Consider the following 18,429-nt stretch of genomic DNA (forward strand, 5'->3'; position numbering starts at 1 on the left):
TGCCATGGTATTTATGAGGAATGAGCTGCATTGATGAACCCGGGCAGGGGTGATGGGGCTCGCCACCGTCCGCTCGATCGGGATGGCCCAACCCCTGCGCTCGGAGCAAGACGAAGACGACTTCGAGCAGGAGCTGATCGATCAGTATGCCCTCGCTCAAGTAGGGGCCGGGCTGAGCGACAAATTTGTCCATGCGGAGCGGACCGCGGTGTTCGAGTTCGCCCGCTTTCTGGATCGGCGTTTGTGGACAGCATCGGAGTCGGACGCTGACCGGTTTCTGTCCTATCTGAGGCAGGAACGAGACCTGGCGCGGACGACCAGGGAAAGCAAGGCCTCGACGCTGGGGCGCTTTTTCGACTTCCTCATTGCCCGGCACCAGGGCGATATCCACGCCCTCACCGGCTACGTGGTCACACAGCCGATCGATGAGTTCAATAGGCCCGCCAGCTCGTCCTCGGCCGCTTCCCGTGTCCCGCCGAGCGACCCCGAGGTCGAGGCTTTGTTTACGGGATGGCGCGAGGCGCTTCCTGCTGCGCGGAAGTACCTGCCGGCCGCGAGAGATTATTTGGCCGCTTCGCTGTGGCGACGTGCCGGACTCCGGATCAACGAGACGGTGATGCTCGATATCAAGGACTGGCGGCCGGACCTCGGAGAGCACGGCAAGCTGCACGTTCGGTTCGGTAAGGGAAGTCGCGGCAAGGGTCCGAAGCCGCGCCTTGTCCCAGCTATCGACTCGGTCGATGCCCTGATGGAGTGGTGGCTGAGAGATGTGCGGCATCAGTTCGGCGACGATTACCTCGACCCCGACGCTCCCCTGCTGCCGAGTGAGCGGCGGGACCGCGTCACCGGCAGTTGCAAGCGTGCCGGGGATGACACGCTCAGGGGCGGGCTGACGGCCGCGGTGGAGCGCTGGCTCCCGACGTGGGGCGACCGACTGGGCCCTCACGGCTTGCGGCACTATTGTGCTTCCTCGCTCTATGCCCGAGGGATGGATCTGAAAGCTGTCCAGGAGTTGCTCGGCCACGAGTGGCTTTCCACCACGACTCGATACATCCATGTCCACTCCGAGCACATCGACCACGCCTGGGCAGTCGCGAATCAACGCGTCGCAGCCCGGCTGACAGGAGAATAAAACGATGCGTTGGAATCTTCGAATGGTGGCCGCCGAGCGCGGGATCTGGAAGTCGACCGAGCTGCGTCGCCGGCTCGCCGAGGCTGGCCTAGAGATCAGCGGCGGCAAAATGTCGGGTCTGTGGACCGGGACCCCCACGATGATTCGACTGGACGACCTCGACGTAATCTGTTCGGTCCTCGACTGTTCTCCGGCAGAGCTGATGATCCGCGAACCCGAGAAGGTCTCAGCCCGCCGGCCCCAGGCTGTCAGGACCGCTTCCGACGCTCCGCCACCAGCTGTCGTGCCCCGGCTCGGGCGCAACCGCTCCAGCCCGCCGGCATGAGCATTCCGCGGACTTGCAGCACCTGCGGCGAACGACCAGTCGCGTGGAGCGCCTACCCGAGGACGCGGTATTGCTACGCGTGCATGCCCGGCGGGCCCCAACTCCCTCCGCCATGCCGACGCTGCAGCCGCACTGAGGGTTACTACACCGCAGGCTTGTGCGATCGCTGCCACCCGAACGCCCCGCAACCGATGGCCTCCTGCCGCGACTGCCATGCTTGGGGCGTGACCCGGATGCGTGAATGGCTCTGCACCGCTTGCCACGGATGGCGCAAAACCAAGTCGATGGGCACCTGCCAGTCCTGCCACGCCGCTCTGGCGGTCAACGACGAACAGGCCTGCAGACTCTGCTGGCACCAATACCGCGTCACCGGCGCCAAGGCTACGGGCCTGGGACTGCTGGCGGCAAACCAGTCGGGCCAGCAACTGTTCTTTGCGGACCTCCGACACGTCGCAGCCAGCCAGCGTCGAGGCTACCGGCGCCCCGGGTTCGACCCAGCTCCGAGCGCCCGACCGGATATCCTGCCGTTCACTGCCGTCCCATACCACCAACTGGTCTTGTTCGACTCCGAAAGGGACCTGCGCAGGGGACGGATACAAGGCTTCCCATCCACCGCGCACCCGGAAATGGCCGCCTTCCTCAAACAGACCACCCTGGAACTCGCCGCCCGTCAAGGATGGAGCAGCAACAACGTCGAGAATGTCCAGCGAGGATTGGCGATCGTGCTCGCCCTGCAGGACACACCCGGCGCCCCGGTCAGAACCACCGAGGTCCTCCGGCTCAAGCAACTCGGCCTGAACCGCACCAGAGTGCTGGAAGTATGTCAGGCCGCCGGGCTGCTCCACGACGACCAAGGGCCAGCGATCGACCGCTGGGTCGCCGGCGCCATCGCCCTCCTGCCCCAGCAGATGCAAAGCGAACTCGCCCACTGGTACTCCGTCATGGCGTCCGGCAGCAAGACCCAACCCCGTAGCAAGCCCCGCTCGGAGACTACTATCCGCCTCTACCTCAGATGGTCCCTGCCAGCCCTGCGCACATGGGCGGCCACTGGGCACACCTCCCTCCGGGAAATCACTGCCGATGAGATCCGAGCGGTCCTGCCTCCCACAGGCAATCCCCGCTCCACCATGGGCCGCGGACTCCGATGCATTTTCCGAATCCTCAAAGCGCACAAGCTCGTGTTCCTGAACCCCCTGAACCGGATCCAGACCGGCGTCGAAGCAACGACGATTCCACTCCCGCTCCCACCCACGAAACTCAGGGAAGCACTCGAGTCCACCGACCCCGCCACAGCCGCGGTGACTGCACTGGCCGCCTTCTACGGTCTCCGAACAGGCCAACTCCGCAGCCTGCTCCTGACTGACCTGCACAGCGGATACCTGCACCTGGACCAGCGGAGGATCCCCCTCGCAACCCCGGTCCGCGATCGGATCAAGGCCTGGCTCGAATATAGGGAAGAGTGCTGGCCCAATACCGCGAACCAGCATCTGTTCATCAGCGGACAGAGCGCCACGGAACACAGGCCAGTCGGCTATGACTGGGTCACACGGCGCATTGGCACGACCACCCAGAAGGTCCGCGAAGACCGCATCCTCCAGGAGCTCATCGCCACCAACGGGGACCTCAGGCGCATCTGCGACATGTTTGGACTCACCATCGGCGGGGCCCAACGCTATGCAGCGATCTTGGGGCTCACAGATCTCGCGAACGGCTGACGGCATCCATCACCAGCAAATTGCGCAATAGAGTCGCCGGACGCCGTCAAGTTGATCGAACCCAAGGATTCTCCGCAGCAAGGACACACCAAGACCCCTGAGTTCGGCCGTTTCGAGGCTTCAGTATTCATGAACTCACGGGAGACGGTGATGTACGCGAATGCTGCGGGACTTTGGTGATTTCGACTTCGCGGAAACCGACGCCTTTTCGTTCGAAGTAGCCTTCGGCCTCAAACGCAGAGGGGGCAGTTTGGCTTGGTGTACAGGGCGTAGGTAGCCATTGTCATTTCTCATCGTTATTCGTACTGAAAGTAGTTTCCGCTCCGCAACGGCGCAAATGGCGCCTACCTCTCGCGTTGCCGCAAAGCTAGCCGGCTGGCTTGCCGGAATCCGTCTGACGCAAACCGTCGACCCTCGCACGTGACTCCTGGGATGCTTCATGCCACAGCATGTCGCGTTCACGCAAGAGCTTCTGGAGGTCTGACCAGGCAATTTTCCGAAACTGTGTCCGCGGTCGCTGCTTCGAAGCCTCACGCATTCTGGCCATCCAGTCGGGTTCTTCTTCACTCGTCGTCATGCCCTGAAGCTTTCAGCAAAACCTGTACGGGAGTCAACGACATGGACCCTGTACATTCGACCGAGTTATCCCCCGCATCCGACGAAACGCCGATAACGGCCCATACGTCGTCCTGCCGGTGGACACGGAATGGTTGGCAACGATGTGGGGGCCGCAAGCATACGGGAGACCCCGGTCACGAGAACCGTTCAGGCGTTGTCTCGTGACCGGGGACGCGGGTAGCGGGTAGCGGTCCTACAGCACGGCCGGCTCCCCCTTTTCACAGTTGCCGGTGAGGAGCTATTTGGATATGTCTGCAGTGGACGTCGCCTTCTCGTCGGCCTCGGAATCCTCGACCCGGTCGTGTGCATCGGCGGTGATCACCGGTTCGCCGTGAACCAATCCGCGGGCGTTCTTCTTCGCGTCGCCGCGGGTCTTGAGCAGACTCGCCACAGTTGCGACGACGATGGTGGCGGCGATAAAGAGCAGCGAGAGCCAGATGGGGACCTCGGGCACCCAGAGCAGCGGTTCCCCGCCGTTGATGAAGGAGAGCTCGTTGACGTGCAGGGCGTGGAAAACCAGTTTCACACCGATGAAGCCGAGGATGACGGCCAACCCCTGGGCTAGGTAGACCAGACGCTCAAGCAGTCCTCCAATGAGGAAGAACAACTGGCGCAGACCCATCAACGCGAACGCATTGGCGGTGAAGACGATGTACGCCTCGTTGGTCAGCCCGTAGATCGCCGGGATCGAATCGACAGCGAAGATGAGGTCCACGAAGCCGATCGCGATGATTGTGAGCAGCATCGGCGTGACGAAACGCTTCCCGCCCTGCATCACGGTGAGCTTGTCCTCGTGGTACTCATTAGTGACGGGCAGGACCCGGCGCACGAGTGTCATGAACTTACCGTCCGCCGGGTTGGACTCGTGGCTGCCGAACGCTTGCTTGTAGGCCAGGACGAGGAGCAGGGCACCGAAGATATAGAAGACCCAGGAGAAGTTCTCGATCAGGGCCGCTCCGATGGCGATGAACCCACCGCGCAGGATCAGGGCGATGATGATCCCGATCATCAGCACCTTCTGCTGGTACTTCTTCGGAACCGCAAACCCGGCCATCACAATAAGGAAGACGAACAGATTATCGATCGACAGTGCCTTCTCGGTGAGGTAGCCGGCGAAGTACTCGCCGCCGAACTTCCAGCCCGACACCATGCCGATCCCCACACCGAACAGCAGCGCGAGTCCGATGTAGAACGCCGACCAGCGCGCCGATTCCCCAATGGACGGCTCGTGGGGTTTACGCACGTGGGCGAAGAACTCGTAGACGAAGAACAGGATCGTCACAGCGATCGTGATGAACCAGATCATAGGTGTGACCTGCATAAGGGGTGCTCCCAAGGGGTAGGCGTTGAACAGATACGCCAAGGTCTCCTCCGCCCGGACGACACCGGAACCGACGACCCGAGATGCTTCAGTGCATCCGTAATGACGGGCCGATCACAGACGGGAGTACTCCCCTTGATGAAGTAATCCTAACCCACCAAAACCGTCCTAACCGACACGATCATGCCAATGACCGTGCGATGTTCTGACCACCGTGGAACCCACGGACGGCGAGAAATTAGATCAAATAGTTGGGTCTTTTTGATGAGGTTGGACTGGCCTACCGTAGGTGTTGGAGCCGCCCGGCCCGGGCGACCGAAGTACGGAGGACCCCCGATGACAACGCACGTAGCCGACTGCAGCGTAACCAACTGTTCGTTCAATGATCACTCTGCCTGCAATGCCGCCGCAATTACCGTCGGTGGCACACAAGACCACGCCTCCTGCTCCACCTTTATCGACACCGGCACACACGGCGGCCTGCCCAAGGTCCTGGCCGGTGTCGGGGCATGCCAGCGAGCCGAATGCATCCACAACGATCATTTGATGTGCACGGCGGCCGAAGTCCACGTCGGACCGGGCCCGGACAACGCCGACTGCCTCACTTACGCACAAAAATAGGCCAAAAGCTGCACAACAATAGATAACATCGCTTGGAGGGTCCTGCTGCTCATCTGGCTGCCCAACACGCTGTGATACGGAAGGGATTCCGCGGTCTGACAGTGGCTGCTGGAGTGGTGGCTGCCCTTCACCCATATCTGGTCCATTGGGCGGCTAACCACGCCTGTCCCCTTGAGTGCATTTGTCCGCGTGACTGCTTCACCGGGCACAGGAATAACATGATGCGTTCTGGTATGCGCCTGTTGGCTGCGGTCAGCCGCCTGTGACTATTGCTCCGACTGGAGGTTTTTCGCGACTTAGTCTGGTGGTTCCAGTCACGACCGGATTTCTACTACGCTGTGTAGAAGAGAAACCATCTGCGTAAGGAGCGGCATGCCTCGCATCACCATTGGACTCGGCGTCATTCTCATCGCCCTCGGCGTCACCGCTTACATCGCCGCAGCATTCGCCAGCTGGACGGCGCTGATCCCGGCCATCCTGGGAGGTGTCATCCTGATCTCCGGCCTCATCGGCCTGAAGAATCAGAAGATCGGCATCCACATCGCCCTAGTTGTGGCAGTGCTCGGCATCCTCGGCACCACGATGAACGTCCTGCAGCTCGGCGCGCTCTTCGCCGGCGAGGCGGAGCGTCCTGCTGCGGTGATCACCAGCACGATTACTTTCGTCCTGCTCCTCATCTATGTGGCGCTCGGCATTCGCTCGTTCATCGCCGCTCGCCGCAGGAAATCAGCAGAGGCTTGACCTCCGGTTCCGCCGCAGGCGGGGTCGGATTACGGCTGTGACTATCCGTGAGGGAGGTGGCTTCCGCCGATCTCACTTGCTGGTGCGTTTATCCCTGGTGAGTTCCAATGGAAGTACCCGTCGCAGGACGTCGGCGAGTGTGATCACCTCGACGAAGCGGCCGTTTCTCATGACGGCGGCGAGTTACTCGCCTGCCTGGTGGACTCGGGCCAGCGCCTCGTAGACCGTGTGCTGGTGTCGAGCACGAATGCCGCCCGGGCGAGTTCGCTGACGGGCCGGTCCGACGGTTCGAGAAGCGTGTGGCGGACGTGGATGACTTGGGGAGCAGCCCCGGTGGGATTCTGGACGAGGACGCGCATGTCTCCGGTTCGCGCGGCAGCGTCCTGAACGTCGGCGTGTCATTTCAGTGCGTTGTGCCGCCGTGTCGCCAGCCTCGGCACGCGCACTTAGCCTGGCGCGGTCGACCGACATGTAGGCGAATCCTGCGCAACGAAATGGCCGTTAGCGGCAATGATCGCAAAAATAACGATGATTCCGAGGAGCAGAGTCAGGAACGCTTCGATCACCGGAAGCGCGCCTTTGGCTGAGGGGAACCGTACAGAAGCCTACGGCCGTCTCCAGTAGTCGTCGGACGAGGGCAACTGTCACTCGGACGACCCGGCACTGGCAGACGATCGGCCCATTGCGCTGGTACCCACTCCAAGGATTGATGCTCTCGACGTTTCAGACAGTATTCACCTCTCCCGAATAACCGGTCAGGAGGCAACACGGGGAAGCCCCCTTACCCGCGAGACCGCATCGCCCTCCTCGACGTGCAACTTACCGCCGTCCCTGGCTAACAGTCACAGGTGGCTTCCTTTTCATGGACAGAAGGTAGGCAACGCGCTTGGATCGGCGCCGAGGGGGCAGGGTTCGAAGGTGAAGATGACGAGGGATCCGAGCGCGATGATGACGATGGAGCAGGTAAGCAGTACGGCTTTGAGCCAGAGGCGCGACCTGGCGGTGTCGGCGTAGTCGTTGATGATGATGCGGAGACCGTTAGTGCCGTGAAGCATGGCGAGCCAGAGCATGATCAAATCAAACCATTGCCAGAAGGGGTGTGCCCATTTGCCGGCAACGAAGGCGAAGTCGAGCTGCTGGATGCCGTCACCGAGCACAAGGTTCACGAACAGGTGGATGAAGATCATCACCAGAAGGAGGACCCCGGACCACCGCATGAACAGCCAGGCGAGCATTTCGAAGTTGCTGCTGGCCTGCAGGCGGCTGCGCGGAGGACTGAAAGGCATCCTGACGCGGTCTCGTTGCGGGCGGGTCATTGAAGGCCCAGTCCACATGTTCTGAGCTCCTGCAGCACGTCCTCGACAAGCTGCTCCGAGGGGCAGCTCGCGTCGATGACGATGAAGGACGGAAAGGCTTGAAGCGCTCGACAGGCGTTATTGAACATGCCATCGCTCAAGGCTGTCTCGTCCGGCGTACCTGGCGGCATCGTGTTCCATCGTCATATCGTTTTTCAACCCCTCACTGGCCACTAACTGTTAGTCCTGCTTTAGTGCCGCTAGTCATCGTCCTGCTCGTTCTCCTGTTCACCGTTTTCCTCTTGGTCATCAGCGCCGTCTTGTTCTTCCACGCCTGGCATTTGCGGAAGTGGTGTGTCGTCGCAACCGGTAAGAAACAGGGCACCGGTCAGGAGAAGACCTGTGCCTAGGAGCGCTGCGGTCCGGGTTTTCATGGTGATTCCTTTCGAAAGTGCCCGTCGATAGGGGCGAGGAAGTTGAGCAATTCACCAATCTCTTGGTGTGCGATGGAGGGGTGGAGGAAATGTTGGTGTTTCTCCACTGTGTAGTGGGTCCGCCGGCCTGACTTGATGCGGTGGATATAGCCGCCCTCTTCAAGGTCCGCGAGTATATGGAGCGTCCCGCGCGGGGTGATCCCGACCGTTTGGGCGATGTCTTGCACCAGCATGTCCGGGTTACTGGCCACGGTGATCAGGACATGGCCGTGATTGGTCAGGAACGTCCAGGGTGGGCGGTGGGCTGGTCCAACGCCTTGGCTGGCTGTTTCATGGGCCGGACTTTCAGCGGCCGGATTCGTTGAACTTGTGTGTGACATTGGAAAGGTCCTTTCCGTGGACGCCGGTAGATCTTTTCTGCCCTGCGTGCTGTGTTAGTGCGCGTCATCATCTGTTAGACACAGGATCTTCATCCCGCGTGTCAATGCCGTCGGCAGTTTGATCCCAGTGACGACAACGGCCGCGTGTGCCCGGCGCGCGGCACGGGCCAAGGCTGCGGCTCGGGCCGGACGGGAACGCCTGAAAGACCTGGCGCCGTGCCACGCCACACGCGTAGGACTGGAGAATCCTGCCGCTTCCAGTATTGGCTGTGCTTGGGCGGCGAGAGTTTCAGCGTCGCGGAGCAACCGGTAATTGATTCGTGCCACTATCGACGGGTCGATAGTGAAGGCTGGCCGTTGGATGGGTACTAAAAGAAGTAATGGCCGGTCCTGTTCTGAAGCTATCCCGACCGCGGTGTGCGCCACGATCGTTGCATCCGATTCATGGGTAATGATGGCAACGATGGGGCGACGCGGAGCGATTACGACCGCGGTCATCGTTTACCTCCGTCCTTAGTTGAGGGTTCACGGTCGTCTCCGACCTTGTTTTCCTTGTCGGTGTTTCCGGCGTCGGCGTGCTGGCTGGCATGGGCTTTGGTTCGACGACGCTTCCACACCGGTTCCAGCTCGGCGTCCTCTCCCTCGGTGGCGACCCGGAAGGGAGGATCGGAGGGCTGAGGGAGAGCTTGACGGCCTTGACCGCGCGTGGCCCTCAGGCTGGCCACGATGGAAACCGTGAGGATTGCGGCGACCACGGCCAGGGAGATAGTGGTGGGGATGTAGAAAAGGTCGATTTTGAGGAGCATTTTGATGCCGACCCAAATCAGGACCAGGGCGAGTCCGATCTTGAGGTAGATGAAGCGATGGATCAGATCTGCTAACAGGAAGTACATGGCACGTAGGCCCAGGATCGCGAAGGCATTGGCGGTGAAGACGAGGAACACTTCATCGGTCACGGCGAAAATCGCGGGGATAGAGTCCACAGCGAAGACCACGTCGGTGACCTCGATCAACACCAGCACCGCCAACAGTGGGGTAGCGAGCAATACGCCGTTACGTCGGACCAACAGTTTTTGTCCGTGATAGGACTCGGTCATGGGAATCCACCTGCGGAAGAGGCGCAGGACAGCGGATTTCTCGGGGTCCAGGTGTTCGTTGCGTTGGCGGATCATCCGGTAACCGGTGTAGAGCAAGAAAGCAGCGAAAATGTACAGAATCCAGGCGAAGTTCTGGATCAGCACGGCGCCCGCGGCAATGAAAATTCCCCGGAAAATGAGTGCGCCCAGCACGCCCAGGAACAGCACACGGTGCTGGAACTCCCGCGGGACGGCGAAGTAGCTGAAGATGATGGCCCAAACGAAGACGTTGTCAACGGCGAGGGACTTCTCGATCAGGTACCCGGCGAAATACTGTTGGCCGAACTCGGCGCCCCAGTTCATCCAAACCAGTACGCCGAATGCGACACCGAAGACCACCCACACGCCGGACCATACGGCCGCCTCCCGCACGTCGATGACATGAGCTTTGCGGTGAGCGAAAAGGTCAACGGCAAGCATCACAACGATGAAGCCAAGCACCGCGGCCCAAATCCAGAATGGGACATCCATTAAAAATCCTCCGATCAATTCGATCGGAGGTCTTTCCCAGCCCGTAAGGGCCTTGCCCGCCGGACCGCTGCGGGCCGTAGTGACGACGGGACAATCAGGGGATACTCCCCTCCATATACGTAATAAGTGAAACACGCTTCACCTATCAGGGTCAAGGATCGGCTTACGGGGCAACGATCTGATACCCCTGCAACGTTCAGTCAGCTATCCCCAGCAGACGACAACGGCAACCGGCACTGCCCCCGGTCCAGTTGATTCCACAGTGGGTTGACCGGTTGCTACCCACCGTGATTTTTACCATCGGGGGGTGGAGTTGTTGCGGGCACCGGTCGCAGGATTGGGCTGTGCTCCGTACACTCCTACCCATGGATGCACTTGACGTGGGACGGATCGTGGCTGGGCTGGTGTTGCTGGTGCTGGGTGGGGAATTCCTGGTGCGGGGGGCTTCAGCGCTGGCCCGTCGCGTGGGGATTTCCTCGCTGGTGGTCGGGCTCACCGTGGTCTCGGCAGCCACATCAGCACCGGAGCTCGCCGTGACCATCGGCGCTGTCCTGCGCGACGAACCCGGGCTCGCTGTGGGCAACGTGGTCGGCAGCAACATCGTCAACGTCCTGCTCATCCTCGGACTTTCCGCACTGGTTGTTCCGCTTGCCGTGAAGCAGCGGTTGGTGCGCTTTGACCTGCCCCTGATGGTCGCCCTGTCAGTCGGGGTGCTCCTCGTGTCCCTGGACGGGAGGATCAGTGCCGTGGATGGGTTGGTTCTCTTCTGCGTCGTGGTTGTGCACACTGTAATGACCGTCGTCATCGGCCGCCGCGACGCGAAGATCCCCACGACGCCGGACCCGGCCGGGGGTTCGCCTACCGCCGATTCAGCTACCGCCGATTCGGCCGGCGAGAAAGAGGCGGCGCCTGCGGACTCTTTCGGCAAATCGCTCCTGCTCGTGCTGCTGGGGATCGCCTTACTGGTGGCCGGTGCCACGCTGCTCGTGGAAGGCGCGGTGAGCATTGCCGCCACACTGGGCGTGAGCAGTCTCGTGGTCGGTCTGACTGTAGTGGCAGTCGGGACGTCGCTGCCCGAACTGGCGACATCCATCATTGCGGTGCGCCGCGGTGAACGAGACCTGGCCGTGGGTAACGTGGTCGGCAGCAACATCTTCAACATTGGGGTGGTGCTCGGACTGCCCGCCCTGATCTCTCTTGAGGGCATTCCCGTATCCGCTGCTGCGGTGGCCTTCGATATACCGGTGATGCTGGCAGCCGCGGTGGCACTGCTGCCCGTCGCGTTCACCGGCTTCGCGATCGCGCGTTGGGAGGGCATCCTGTTCGTGGGGCTGTACCTGGCCTACACCGGATATGTCGTTCTGACCGCTACCGCACACGATGCCCTGGAAGGGTTCACCGCAGCCATGGCCTGGTTCGTACTACCATTGATCGCAGCCACCCTCATCTCCTTCACAGCCTACGAAATCGGGCTCCACAAGGGCCGCCGGAACCCGGACCAGACCCGAACCTCGCCCTAGTCCGGAGTTGCTGGCCATTGCCAGCCGGCGGTGAACCGGACAAGGGGTGGCTGTCGGTCGAGGCGGTCCGTACGTAGACTGTCGATCTGGTGAGCTAAGGAAATCTAGTCGGCATGAGCACATTCGACGAACCCGCAGACCAAGGAGCCGCCCATGTCCAGCCACGACGACCCCACCACTGGCCCGGAGGATCACAGCCACGATAGCCTCCACCGTGGCAGCTACCGCGAGGTGCTCCGTGTCGGGGAGATCCTGCGTAAAGAGACCGTCGGGGGCATACTGCTGGTCGTTGCAGCACTGGCCGCCATCGTGTGGGCGAACTCTCCTGCCGCGGATAGTTACTTCGCCTTGCGTGACTACGAGATCGGTTACGAGCCCTGGAGCCTGCGGCTCAGCCTCAGCAAATGGGCGGCCGACGGGTTGCTGGCCATCTTCTTCTTCCTCGTGGGTCTGGAGCTGAAGCGGGAGTTCGTGGCCGGTGACCTGCGCCAGTTCAGCAAGGCCGTGGTCCCGGTCGCCGCAGCCGTCGGTGGGGTTGCTGTTCCGGCGCTCGTCTACGTTGCATTCAACGCTGTGAACCCGGAGACGGTCAGCGGGTGGGCTATTCCCACAGCCACCGATATCGCTTTCGCGGTGGCGGTGCTGGCCATCATCGGCTCCCACCTACCTCCCGCGTTGCGGTTGTTCCTGCTGACTCTTGCGGTGGTGGATGACCTGTTGGCTATAACAATCATCGCCGTCTTCTATACCGATGACGTAGCGCTCACGCCCTTGCTGCTCGCATTGGTCCCGCTGGCAGTCTTCGCCTTCTTCACGCATCGCTTCTCCCGGTTCTTCAGCCGGCACGCCTGGGCATTCTGGATCATCCTGCTGCCCCTGGGACTGGTGGTCTGGGTGCTGGTTCACGAGGCCGGCGTCCACGCCACCGTTGCCGGCGTTTTGCTCGGTTTCGCGGTCCCGGTGATGCGCAGCAAGGCCAGCGGCGGACCTGAGGCCGGCCCGGGTTTGGCTGAGGAATTCGAACACCGCTTCCGCCCCATCTCTGCCGGGTTCGCAGTGCCAGTGTTCGCCTTCTTTTCTGCCGGTGTGGCAGTGGGTGGCTGGGAAGGACTCACCACAGCCCTGACCGCCCCCGTCGCTGTGGGTATCATCGCCGGGCTCATCATGGGCAAACCGATCGGGATCGTCGGTGCCACCTGGCTCACCACCAAGATCACCCGCCGGCGCCTGGACCCGTCCTTCCAATGGATCGACCTGGTGGGCGTGTCCTTGCTGGCAGGGATTGGCTTCACCGTCTCCCTGCTCATCGCCGAGCTGAGTTTCGCTGCAGGCAGTGTCAACACCGACTACGCCAAGGTCGCGGTCCTCACCGGCTCTGTGGCAGCGGCTCTGCTGGCCGGAGCGTTGCTGCAGGCCCGAAACCGCCACTACCGGGCTATCGAGAATCTCGAGTCCATCGACACCGACCACGACGGCGTCCCCGACATCTACCAGAACGATGAAGCCAGGGACGGGCGCCCGTAGGAGCGGCACTCAACACCTGATCCTCGACCGGAACGATCCCTGCACTCTCTCCCCCTCGCAACCCCGGTCCGCGATCGGATCAAGGCCTGGCTCGAATATAGGGAAGAGTGCTGGCCCAATACCGCGAACCAGCATCTGTTCATCAGCAGACAGAGCGCCACGGAACACAGGCCAGTCGGCTATGACTGGGTCACACGGCGCATTGGCACGACCACCCAGAAGGTCCGCGAAGACCGCATCCTCCAGGAGCTCATCGCCACCAACGGGGACCTCAGGCGCATCTGCGACATGTTTGGACTCACCATCGGCGGGGCCCAACGCTATGCAGCGATCTTGGGGCTCACAGATCTCGCGAACGGCTGACGGCATCCATCACCAGCAAATTGCGCAATAGAGTCGCCGGACGCCGTCAAGTTGATCGAACCCAAGGATTCTCCGCAGCAAGGACACACCAAGACCCCTGAGTTCGGCCGTTTCGAGGCTTCAGTATTCATGAACTCACGGGAGACGGTGATGTACTCGAACACTGCGGAGACTTTGGTGATGTCGACCTCGCGGAAACCGACGCCTTTTCGTTCGAAGTAGCCTTTGGTCTCAACGCAGAGGGGGCAGTTTGGCTTGGTGTACACGGTGTAGGTAGCCATTGTCAGTCCTTGGTCTCGTATCGGTTTTAGTAAGAGTCAACTGCTGTACTGCTAGCTCAATTTTAGTAGTTTTTCATCTGAATAAAAAGGGTTTCTCGCTTGAATTGCAGCGGTTTAGTAGCTAATTTCGCACTGATGCAGCAACACAGATCTACAGAAACACAGATCTGTCGCCCGCTCTTGCTCCCTGGTTTTGGTGGTTGTCTTCTTGTCCCTTCCCGACGCTTCTATGTCTGTCAAGCGGCTGGAAATGGGTGCGGGTGCGGACCAAGTTGTTTTGCCGGGGCGGCTTAGGTGACCGGCCGGCTTCTCCTCTCCCCCGACGCTTCTATGTCTGTCAAGCGGCTGGAAATGGGTGCGGGTGCGGACCAAGTTGTTTTGCCGGGGCGGCTTAGGTGACCGGCCGGCTTCTCCTCTCCCCCGTTGTTTTGGCTGCTGGCGAAGCTTGCGGAGCTGTGGCCGACGGAGGCCCGTCTACCTGCAAGGCAAGGGGCGGGAAATTCCCGGAGGAAATCAGCGACGAAGGAGCGCTGCAGGGACATTTCCTGAATTGCAGGCCCCGACGAAGGAGGGGCTAGACCGGCCGGAGCGGGCACGTACAATCCGACAGGACAGCAGCCAAGACGTCGTAGACAGAACAGGGCCAGAGGCGGCGGAGCCCTGCGGAGCCGGCACTGGACCCACAGCCGGCCGCGCCAGCGGACGCCCTTTCTCCTGGTGATCCCTGCGAACCCTCCATCAGCACCCCGCCCACTCGATCGGCTCAGGCGGCCCCTTGGCTACGTGTCTTGAAAAGCCGTACTTTTCTAAGGCATCTGGATGGGCTGCTGGATCGGGCGATGGTAACGCTGCCGATCCTGGTCTGAATGAAGCGCGGCCATTTCCGCCGACATTCCTGACTCCTTCCGCTGGTGTCTCAGAATGAAAGGACCGTTATCGCTCCCATCCTTCGGGCGGATTCGGCCAGTTGCGCGGAAGAGGTTCAACTGGCTTGCGTGGCTTGGGCGTTCGGAATCTGCTGGTTATGTGAGGGATATACGCGCGAGCGAAAACATCGACGTCGTCAGGAGCTGCCCAGAGTATGTCGTGCTGCCGCAGGAAATCGTCCATCTGGTCAAAGTTCAGCGGGTTCTCGGTGTACTCGAAGGACTCGTCGTGATGCTGAGAAGTCCCGATGAAGTCCGCGAAGTACCCTCCGAAATCGTCACCTTCAGTACGTCCAGGAAACAGCAGGAATCGGCGTTTTGGCACGATTCTCCATGTGCCGACGTGAATGAAACAGTCCTCGTACGGGCCGCCAATCACAAGTCCAACAAATGTCCTCTGGCCTGCGTCGTAGGCAGCTCGACCGGGTCTGTACTCGTGAGCCAGTTCGCTCAGTGACACAACAATCTCCGTTCGAGAGCACTTTCTATTGGGCTTCAAAACTACAGCTCGATTGAAATCGGGGTGTTTGGACCGCCTTCACCGGACAGGCAGCGTGGGATGGGGCCGGTTCCGCGGTGGCGTAAAGGGTGTTGAGTTGGCGGTAGAGGGTTCGGGCGATGTAGCGCTTGAGGGATCTGCGGATTTCGCGGTAGCTGCGGCCTTCTTGAGTGCGTTTGGCGACGTAGTCCCGGGTTCCGGGGTCGTGGACCATCCGGGTCATGGTGATGGTGTGCAAGGCTCGGTTGAGGCGCCTATCACCGCCCCGGTTGAGCCTGTGCCGGACAGTGTTACCGCTTGAGGCTGGCAAGGGGTTCACCCCTGCTAGGGAGGCGAAGGCAGCTTCGCTGCGAACCCTTCCTGGATGCGACCAAGCTGTCATGACCGTAGCGACCGTGACAGCCCCGGTGCCCACCATCTCCAACAGCGGCGCAGCGGGGCTTTGCTGGATCAGCTCTGTCATGCGCTTCTGGTTCGCGGTCAGCTGAGTGGTCACTTCGTGAACGCGGCGCGCCAACCGAACTGCTTCCTCGCGCGCGATCGATAGTTCGATCTGCTCCTGTCGTCCCCGCCATCTGGTGATCGTGGCGATCTGGGCGGGAACCAGCGGTTTACGAGCGTCGATTCCCAGATCATGTGCCCGGAGCAAGGCGATGAGTGCATTGACATTCACTGTTCGTTCCCGGGTCAACTGATCCCGGGCTGCGCTCAAGATCCTGAGTCCGGCACGGGTTCCTTCATCCCGGCGCGGGGTTCGAAGCTGTGATTCCTCTAAGCCGATGACTGCGGTTCCGATGGCGGCGGCATCCAGCGGGTCGGATTTGCCGATCGCCCGGCGACCTCGGGCGTTCATCCGTGGAGCTTCGGCGACGTCATAGCCGGCGTCGGCTACTGCCCGGGCCAGACGTGCACCATAAGAGCCGATACCTTCAATGGCCCATAGACAGGCCATATCGCCGTCTGTCCGTCGACCTACCCAGGCAAGTGCGCGGGAAATCCCTGCCGAGGTGGTCGGGAACTGCTCGCACGCGACTTGTCGGTTGGTGCGGGCCTCGATGATGGCGTACGTGTGTGTGCGGGCGTGGCAGTCCACGCCGATGACGAACGGGCGGGTCTGCGCAACGGTAGTCAACGCGGCCACCCTCCTTCCTTTCAAATGGGCAAGACTGGTCGCATCACGACCGGCACTGGACCCGGGAAGAGTCACTTCGAGGCAATACTGTGATGAGCCACAACCGCAGGGGCTGGGCAAGCTTCTAATCAAGCCACCGACGTGGAACAGGTCAACGCCGGCCGCCCCACCCAGCGCGGACAAGTCGGGGGAAATGCACCCGCAAGGGGGCCATTTGTTTTTCGAGTCACGCGCCAGGCAGAACGACCGGCATCAACACTGCCAGCTAGTCCCAGACCAGCCGTCGTAAGACTCACAATTGTTTTTTGCCTGCCGGCAAGCTCGCTTGCTTGCCCTAAGTCGGAGCAGTGCTCAACCCGTAGGGCAGCACCCGCAGCTGGAATGTGGGAGGAAATAAGCGACGTGAGGAGCGCCGGACATCATTGCTGTGCGGGTATGGGCCGGCCGTTGGCCGGTTGACGCTGTGGAGCGGGGGCGCATAATCCTTACGACAGCAGCAAAAATCAGTGTGTGCTTGTCAGCCCGAGCGCAGCGAGGCCCGCGTGGTGTTCCAGCTCGGCACAGTCTGATCGAGGGTGTGCCGCCTGGTGGGCGTGAGTTTGCCGGCGCGGGCTTTGGCGCGCTGGGTTTGAATCCAGACATCCAGGGTGGCCTCGAGCGCGGTGGCGTTCTCGGTGTCGCGGTGCGGCATGCGCCCGGTGTCCTGGATGAACTGCAGTAATTGGGGTGGCTTGTGAAAAAGTGAATTATCCGACGCTAAGGTTTCGCTGGGCGCCGTAGCGGCCTGTATTTGCCGGGTTTGATGTGGTTGGCGCGGGGCCAGGTGTAGTCACCGGTGAGGTTGATGTGTTCCCATCCCAGGGGTGATAATGACGCCCTGGTGCTGGCCATGTTCAGCCTGCGAAGGTGACTCCGCAGTAGGCGATCGTTGCGACGAGAACGGTGGAGAGTGCGGCTAGGGCGAAGGGCTTGAGGCCCACCTTGACGAGGTTCCGAACCTTGACGCCGCAGCCGAGTCCGAACATCGCTGCAGCCAGCAGTCCTGTCTGCAGCAGCCCACCGGCCATCAGCACGGTGCCCGGCAGAGGGATGAAGGAACGCACGAACACCATCGCGATGAACCCGATGATGAACAGCGGGACGACGGGCGGCAGCTTCGAATGCGACATCTGTTGACCGGGTTCGCCTGCCGTACGGCTGAGACGGCGCTGCCGGATGCTAAGGATGGCCACGACAGGGGCGAGCAGCAGCACTCGGGCGAGTTTGACGATGACCGCGACCGTGAGCGCTCCGCCACCGATGATGCCTCCAGCGGCGACGACTTGCGCGATTTCATGGATGGAACCCCCTGCCCACATCCCGGCCGTCTCGGAGCCCAGGCCAAGCAGGTCCGTGATCAGTGGGACGAGGGGAATCATCAGCGTTCCGAAGATCACCACGAGGGCGACCGCGGTGATGGTGTCTTCCTCGGCCTCGTCGTCCGGATCGGTGACCCCTGCCGCGCCCGCCACGGCTGCCGCGCCGCAGATGGAGAATCCGCAGGCGATTAGCAGCGAGAGCCCGGATGGAACCCGTAGCAGCTTCCCCAGGAGAACGGTGCCGAACAGTCCGCCGGCGACAATGCACACGATGACGACCAGCATCGGGGCTCCGAGTTCGAGGATGTCTGTCAGTACCAGTTGGAGTCCGAGGAAGACGATGCCGGCGCGCAGGAGCTTTTTCGCGGAGAAGTCTATGCCGTCGGAGGCTGCCGCTGGCAGCCGGACGACGTTGGCCAGGAGTACGCCAAGCACGATCGCGATAATGAGCGGGCTGACTCCCGGCAGCAGCAGGCTGACCCCGTACGATGCTCCGGCCGCGGCGAGGCAGAGGACAAGCCCGGGCAGCAGCGCGCGGACTCGGGCAAGCAGCGTGTGTTCCGGTCGGGCGGTCGCAACGTCCTGGGCATGGGTCATGCATCCATCATTTCCTCGGACCGCTCGTGCGAGTAGAGGC

Annotated in this window: 17 protein-coding genes and 3 pseudogenes; 7 read left to right on the forward strand and 13 right to left on the reverse strand. The window is 61.6% G+C overall.

Annotated elements, in window-relative coordinates:
- Positions 1-52: 52 nt before the first annotated feature.
- The 3 genes from ACZ2GY_RS17380 (at position 53) to ACZ2GY_RS17390 (ending at position 3,172) form a co-directional block, all read left to right on the forward strand.
- Positions 53-1,132 carry a tyrosine-type recombinase/integrase gene (locus tag ACZ2GY_RS17380; protein WP_471673675.1) on the forward strand — a complete coding sequence of 360 codons (1,080 nt, stop codon included), beginning with the start codon at positions 53-55 and terminating at the stop codon, positions 1,130-1,132.
- A gap of 4 nt (positions 1,133-1,136) precedes the next feature.
- Positions 1,137-1,457 carry a helix-turn-helix domain-containing protein gene (locus ACZ2GY_RS17385; RefSeq protein WP_035753760.1) on the forward strand — a complete coding sequence of 107 codons (321 nt, stop codon included), beginning with the start codon at positions 1,137-1,139 and terminating at the stop codon, positions 1,455-1,457.
- Positions 1,458-1,681: 224 nt separating this feature from the next.
- The gene (locus ACZ2GY_RS17390; RefSeq protein ID WP_471673676.1) at positions 1,682-3,172 is read left to right on the forward strand and encodes a hypothetical protein; all 1,491 of its coding nucleotides are present in this window, start codon (positions 1,682-1,684) and stop codon (positions 3,170-3,172) included.
- 856 nt (positions 3,173-4,028) lie between these two features.
- Here the strand turns inward: ACZ2GY_RS17390 and ACZ2GY_RS17395 are convergent.
- Positions 4,029-5,111, reverse strand: coding sequence for a TerC family protein (locus ACZ2GY_RS17395; protein WP_471673678.1), 1,083 nt, complete (start codon positions 5,109-5,111; stop codon positions 4,029-4,031).
- Positions 5,112-5,447: 336 nt separating this feature from the next.
- On the opposite strand from ACZ2GY_RS17395, the gene ACZ2GY_RS17400 reads away from it, so the two are divergent.
- Together ACZ2GY_RS17400 and ACZ2GY_RS17405 are read left to right on the forward strand one after the other, a co-directional pair.
- Entirely contained in the window at positions 5,448-5,732 is a 285-nt protein-coding gene (locus ACZ2GY_RS17400) for a DUF1540 domain-containing protein (protein WP_346027952.1), read from the forward strand.
- Between the two features lie 372 nt (positions 5,733-6,104).
- On the forward strand, positions 6,105-6,473 hold the full coding sequence (locus ACZ2GY_RS17405; RefSeq protein WP_346027951.1) for a hypothetical protein: 369 nt from the start codon (positions 6,105-6,107) through the stop codon (positions 6,471-6,473).
- A 384-nt stretch (positions 6,474-6,857) separates the two neighbouring features.
- Here the strand turns inward: ACZ2GY_RS17405 and ACZ2GY_RS17410 are convergent.
- The 6 genes and pseudogenes from ACZ2GY_RS17410 to ACZ2GY_RS17435 all read right to left on the reverse strand — a co-directional run.
- A pseudogene (locus ACZ2GY_RS17410) lies at positions 6,858-7,039 on the reverse strand (hypothetical protein); the annotation flags it as partial.
- A gap of 294 nt (positions 7,040-7,333) precedes the next feature.
- Positions 7,334-7,759 (reverse strand): succinate dehydrogenase hydrophobic membrane anchor subunit, encoded by a 426-nt coding sequence (locus tag ACZ2GY_RS17415; protein ID WP_346027950.1) that lies wholly within the window; start codon positions 7,757-7,759, stop codon positions 7,334-7,336.
- A gap of 269 nt (positions 7,760-8,028) precedes the next feature.
- Complete coding sequence (locus ACZ2GY_RS17420; protein ID WP_346027949.1) at positions 8,029-8,202, reverse strand: hypothetical protein; 174 nt, start codon at positions 8,200-8,202, stop codon at positions 8,029-8,031.
- A complete protein-coding gene (locus ACZ2GY_RS17425) occupies positions 8,199-8,582 on the reverse strand; it encodes a helix-turn-helix transcriptional regulator (protein WP_346027948.1) in 384 nt (127 codons plus the stop codon). The genes ACZ2GY_RS17420 and ACZ2GY_RS17425 overlap by 4 nt, the downstream gene beginning before the upstream one ends.
- A 54-nt stretch (positions 8,583-8,636) precedes the next feature.
- Complete coding sequence (locus ACZ2GY_RS17430) at positions 8,637-9,080, reverse strand: hypothetical protein (protein ID WP_471673679.1); 444 nt, start codon at positions 9,078-9,080, stop codon at positions 8,637-8,639.
- Positions 9,077-10,189 carry a TerC family protein gene (locus ACZ2GY_RS17435; RefSeq protein WP_471673680.1) on the reverse strand — a complete coding sequence of 371 codons (1,113 nt, stop codon included), beginning with the start codon at positions 10,187-10,189 and terminating at the stop codon, positions 9,077-9,079. The genes ACZ2GY_RS17430 and ACZ2GY_RS17435 overlap by 4 nt, the downstream gene beginning before the upstream one ends.
- A gap of 365 nt (positions 10,190-10,554) precedes the next feature.
- Between ACZ2GY_RS17435 and ACZ2GY_RS17440 the strand changes: the two genes are divergently transcribed.
- Positions 10,555-11,709, forward strand: a complete 1,155-nt coding sequence (locus tag ACZ2GY_RS17440) for a calcium/sodium antiporter (RefSeq protein ID WP_471673681.1) — start codon at positions 10,555-10,557, stop codon at positions 11,707-11,709.
- Between the two features lie 153 nt (positions 11,710-11,862).
- Complete coding sequence (nhaA, locus tag ACZ2GY_RS17445; RefSeq protein ID WP_471673682.1) at positions 11,863-13,233, forward strand: Na+/H+ antiporter NhaA; 1,371 nt, start codon at positions 11,863-11,865, stop codon at positions 13,231-13,233.
- Positions 13,234-13,553: 320 nt separating this feature from the next.
- Here the strand turns inward: nhaA and ACZ2GY_RS17450 are convergent, their stop codons facing one another.
- From ACZ2GY_RS17450 to ACZ2GY_RS17475, 6 genes and pseudogenes are all read right to left on the reverse strand, one after another.
- Positions 13,554-13,877, reverse strand: coding sequence for a glutaredoxin family protein (locus ACZ2GY_RS17450; RefSeq protein ID WP_471673683.1), 324 nt, complete (start codon positions 13,875-13,877; stop codon positions 13,554-13,556).
- Between the two features lie 933 nt (positions 13,878-14,810).
- A complete protein-coding gene (locus ACZ2GY_RS17455) occupies positions 14,811-15,128 on the reverse strand; it encodes a hypothetical protein (protein WP_471672534.1) in 318 nt (105 codons plus the stop codon).
- Between the two features lie 262 nt (positions 15,129-15,390).
- Positions 15,391-16,434: pseudogene (locus tag ACZ2GY_RS17460) on the reverse strand (IS110 family RNA-guided transposase); the annotation flags it as partial.
- A gap of 517 nt (positions 16,435-16,951) precedes the next feature.
- Entirely contained in the window at positions 16,952-17,125 is a 174-nt protein-coding gene (locus ACZ2GY_RS17465; protein WP_471673684.1) for a hypothetical protein, read from the reverse strand.
- 65 nt (positions 17,126-17,190) lie between these two features.
- Positions 17,191-17,304, reverse strand: a pseudogene (locus ACZ2GY_RS17470) (hypothetical protein); the annotation flags it as partial.
- A gap of 23 nt (positions 17,305-17,327) precedes the next feature.
- Positions 17,328-18,389, reverse strand: coding sequence for a YeiH family protein (locus ACZ2GY_RS17475; protein ID WP_029212122.1), 1,062 nt, complete (start codon positions 18,387-18,389; stop codon positions 17,328-17,330).
- Positions 18,390-18,429 lie beyond the last annotated feature (40 nt).

The sequence above is a fragment of the Arthrobacter sp. KKT183 genome (genome assembly GCF_055657625.1).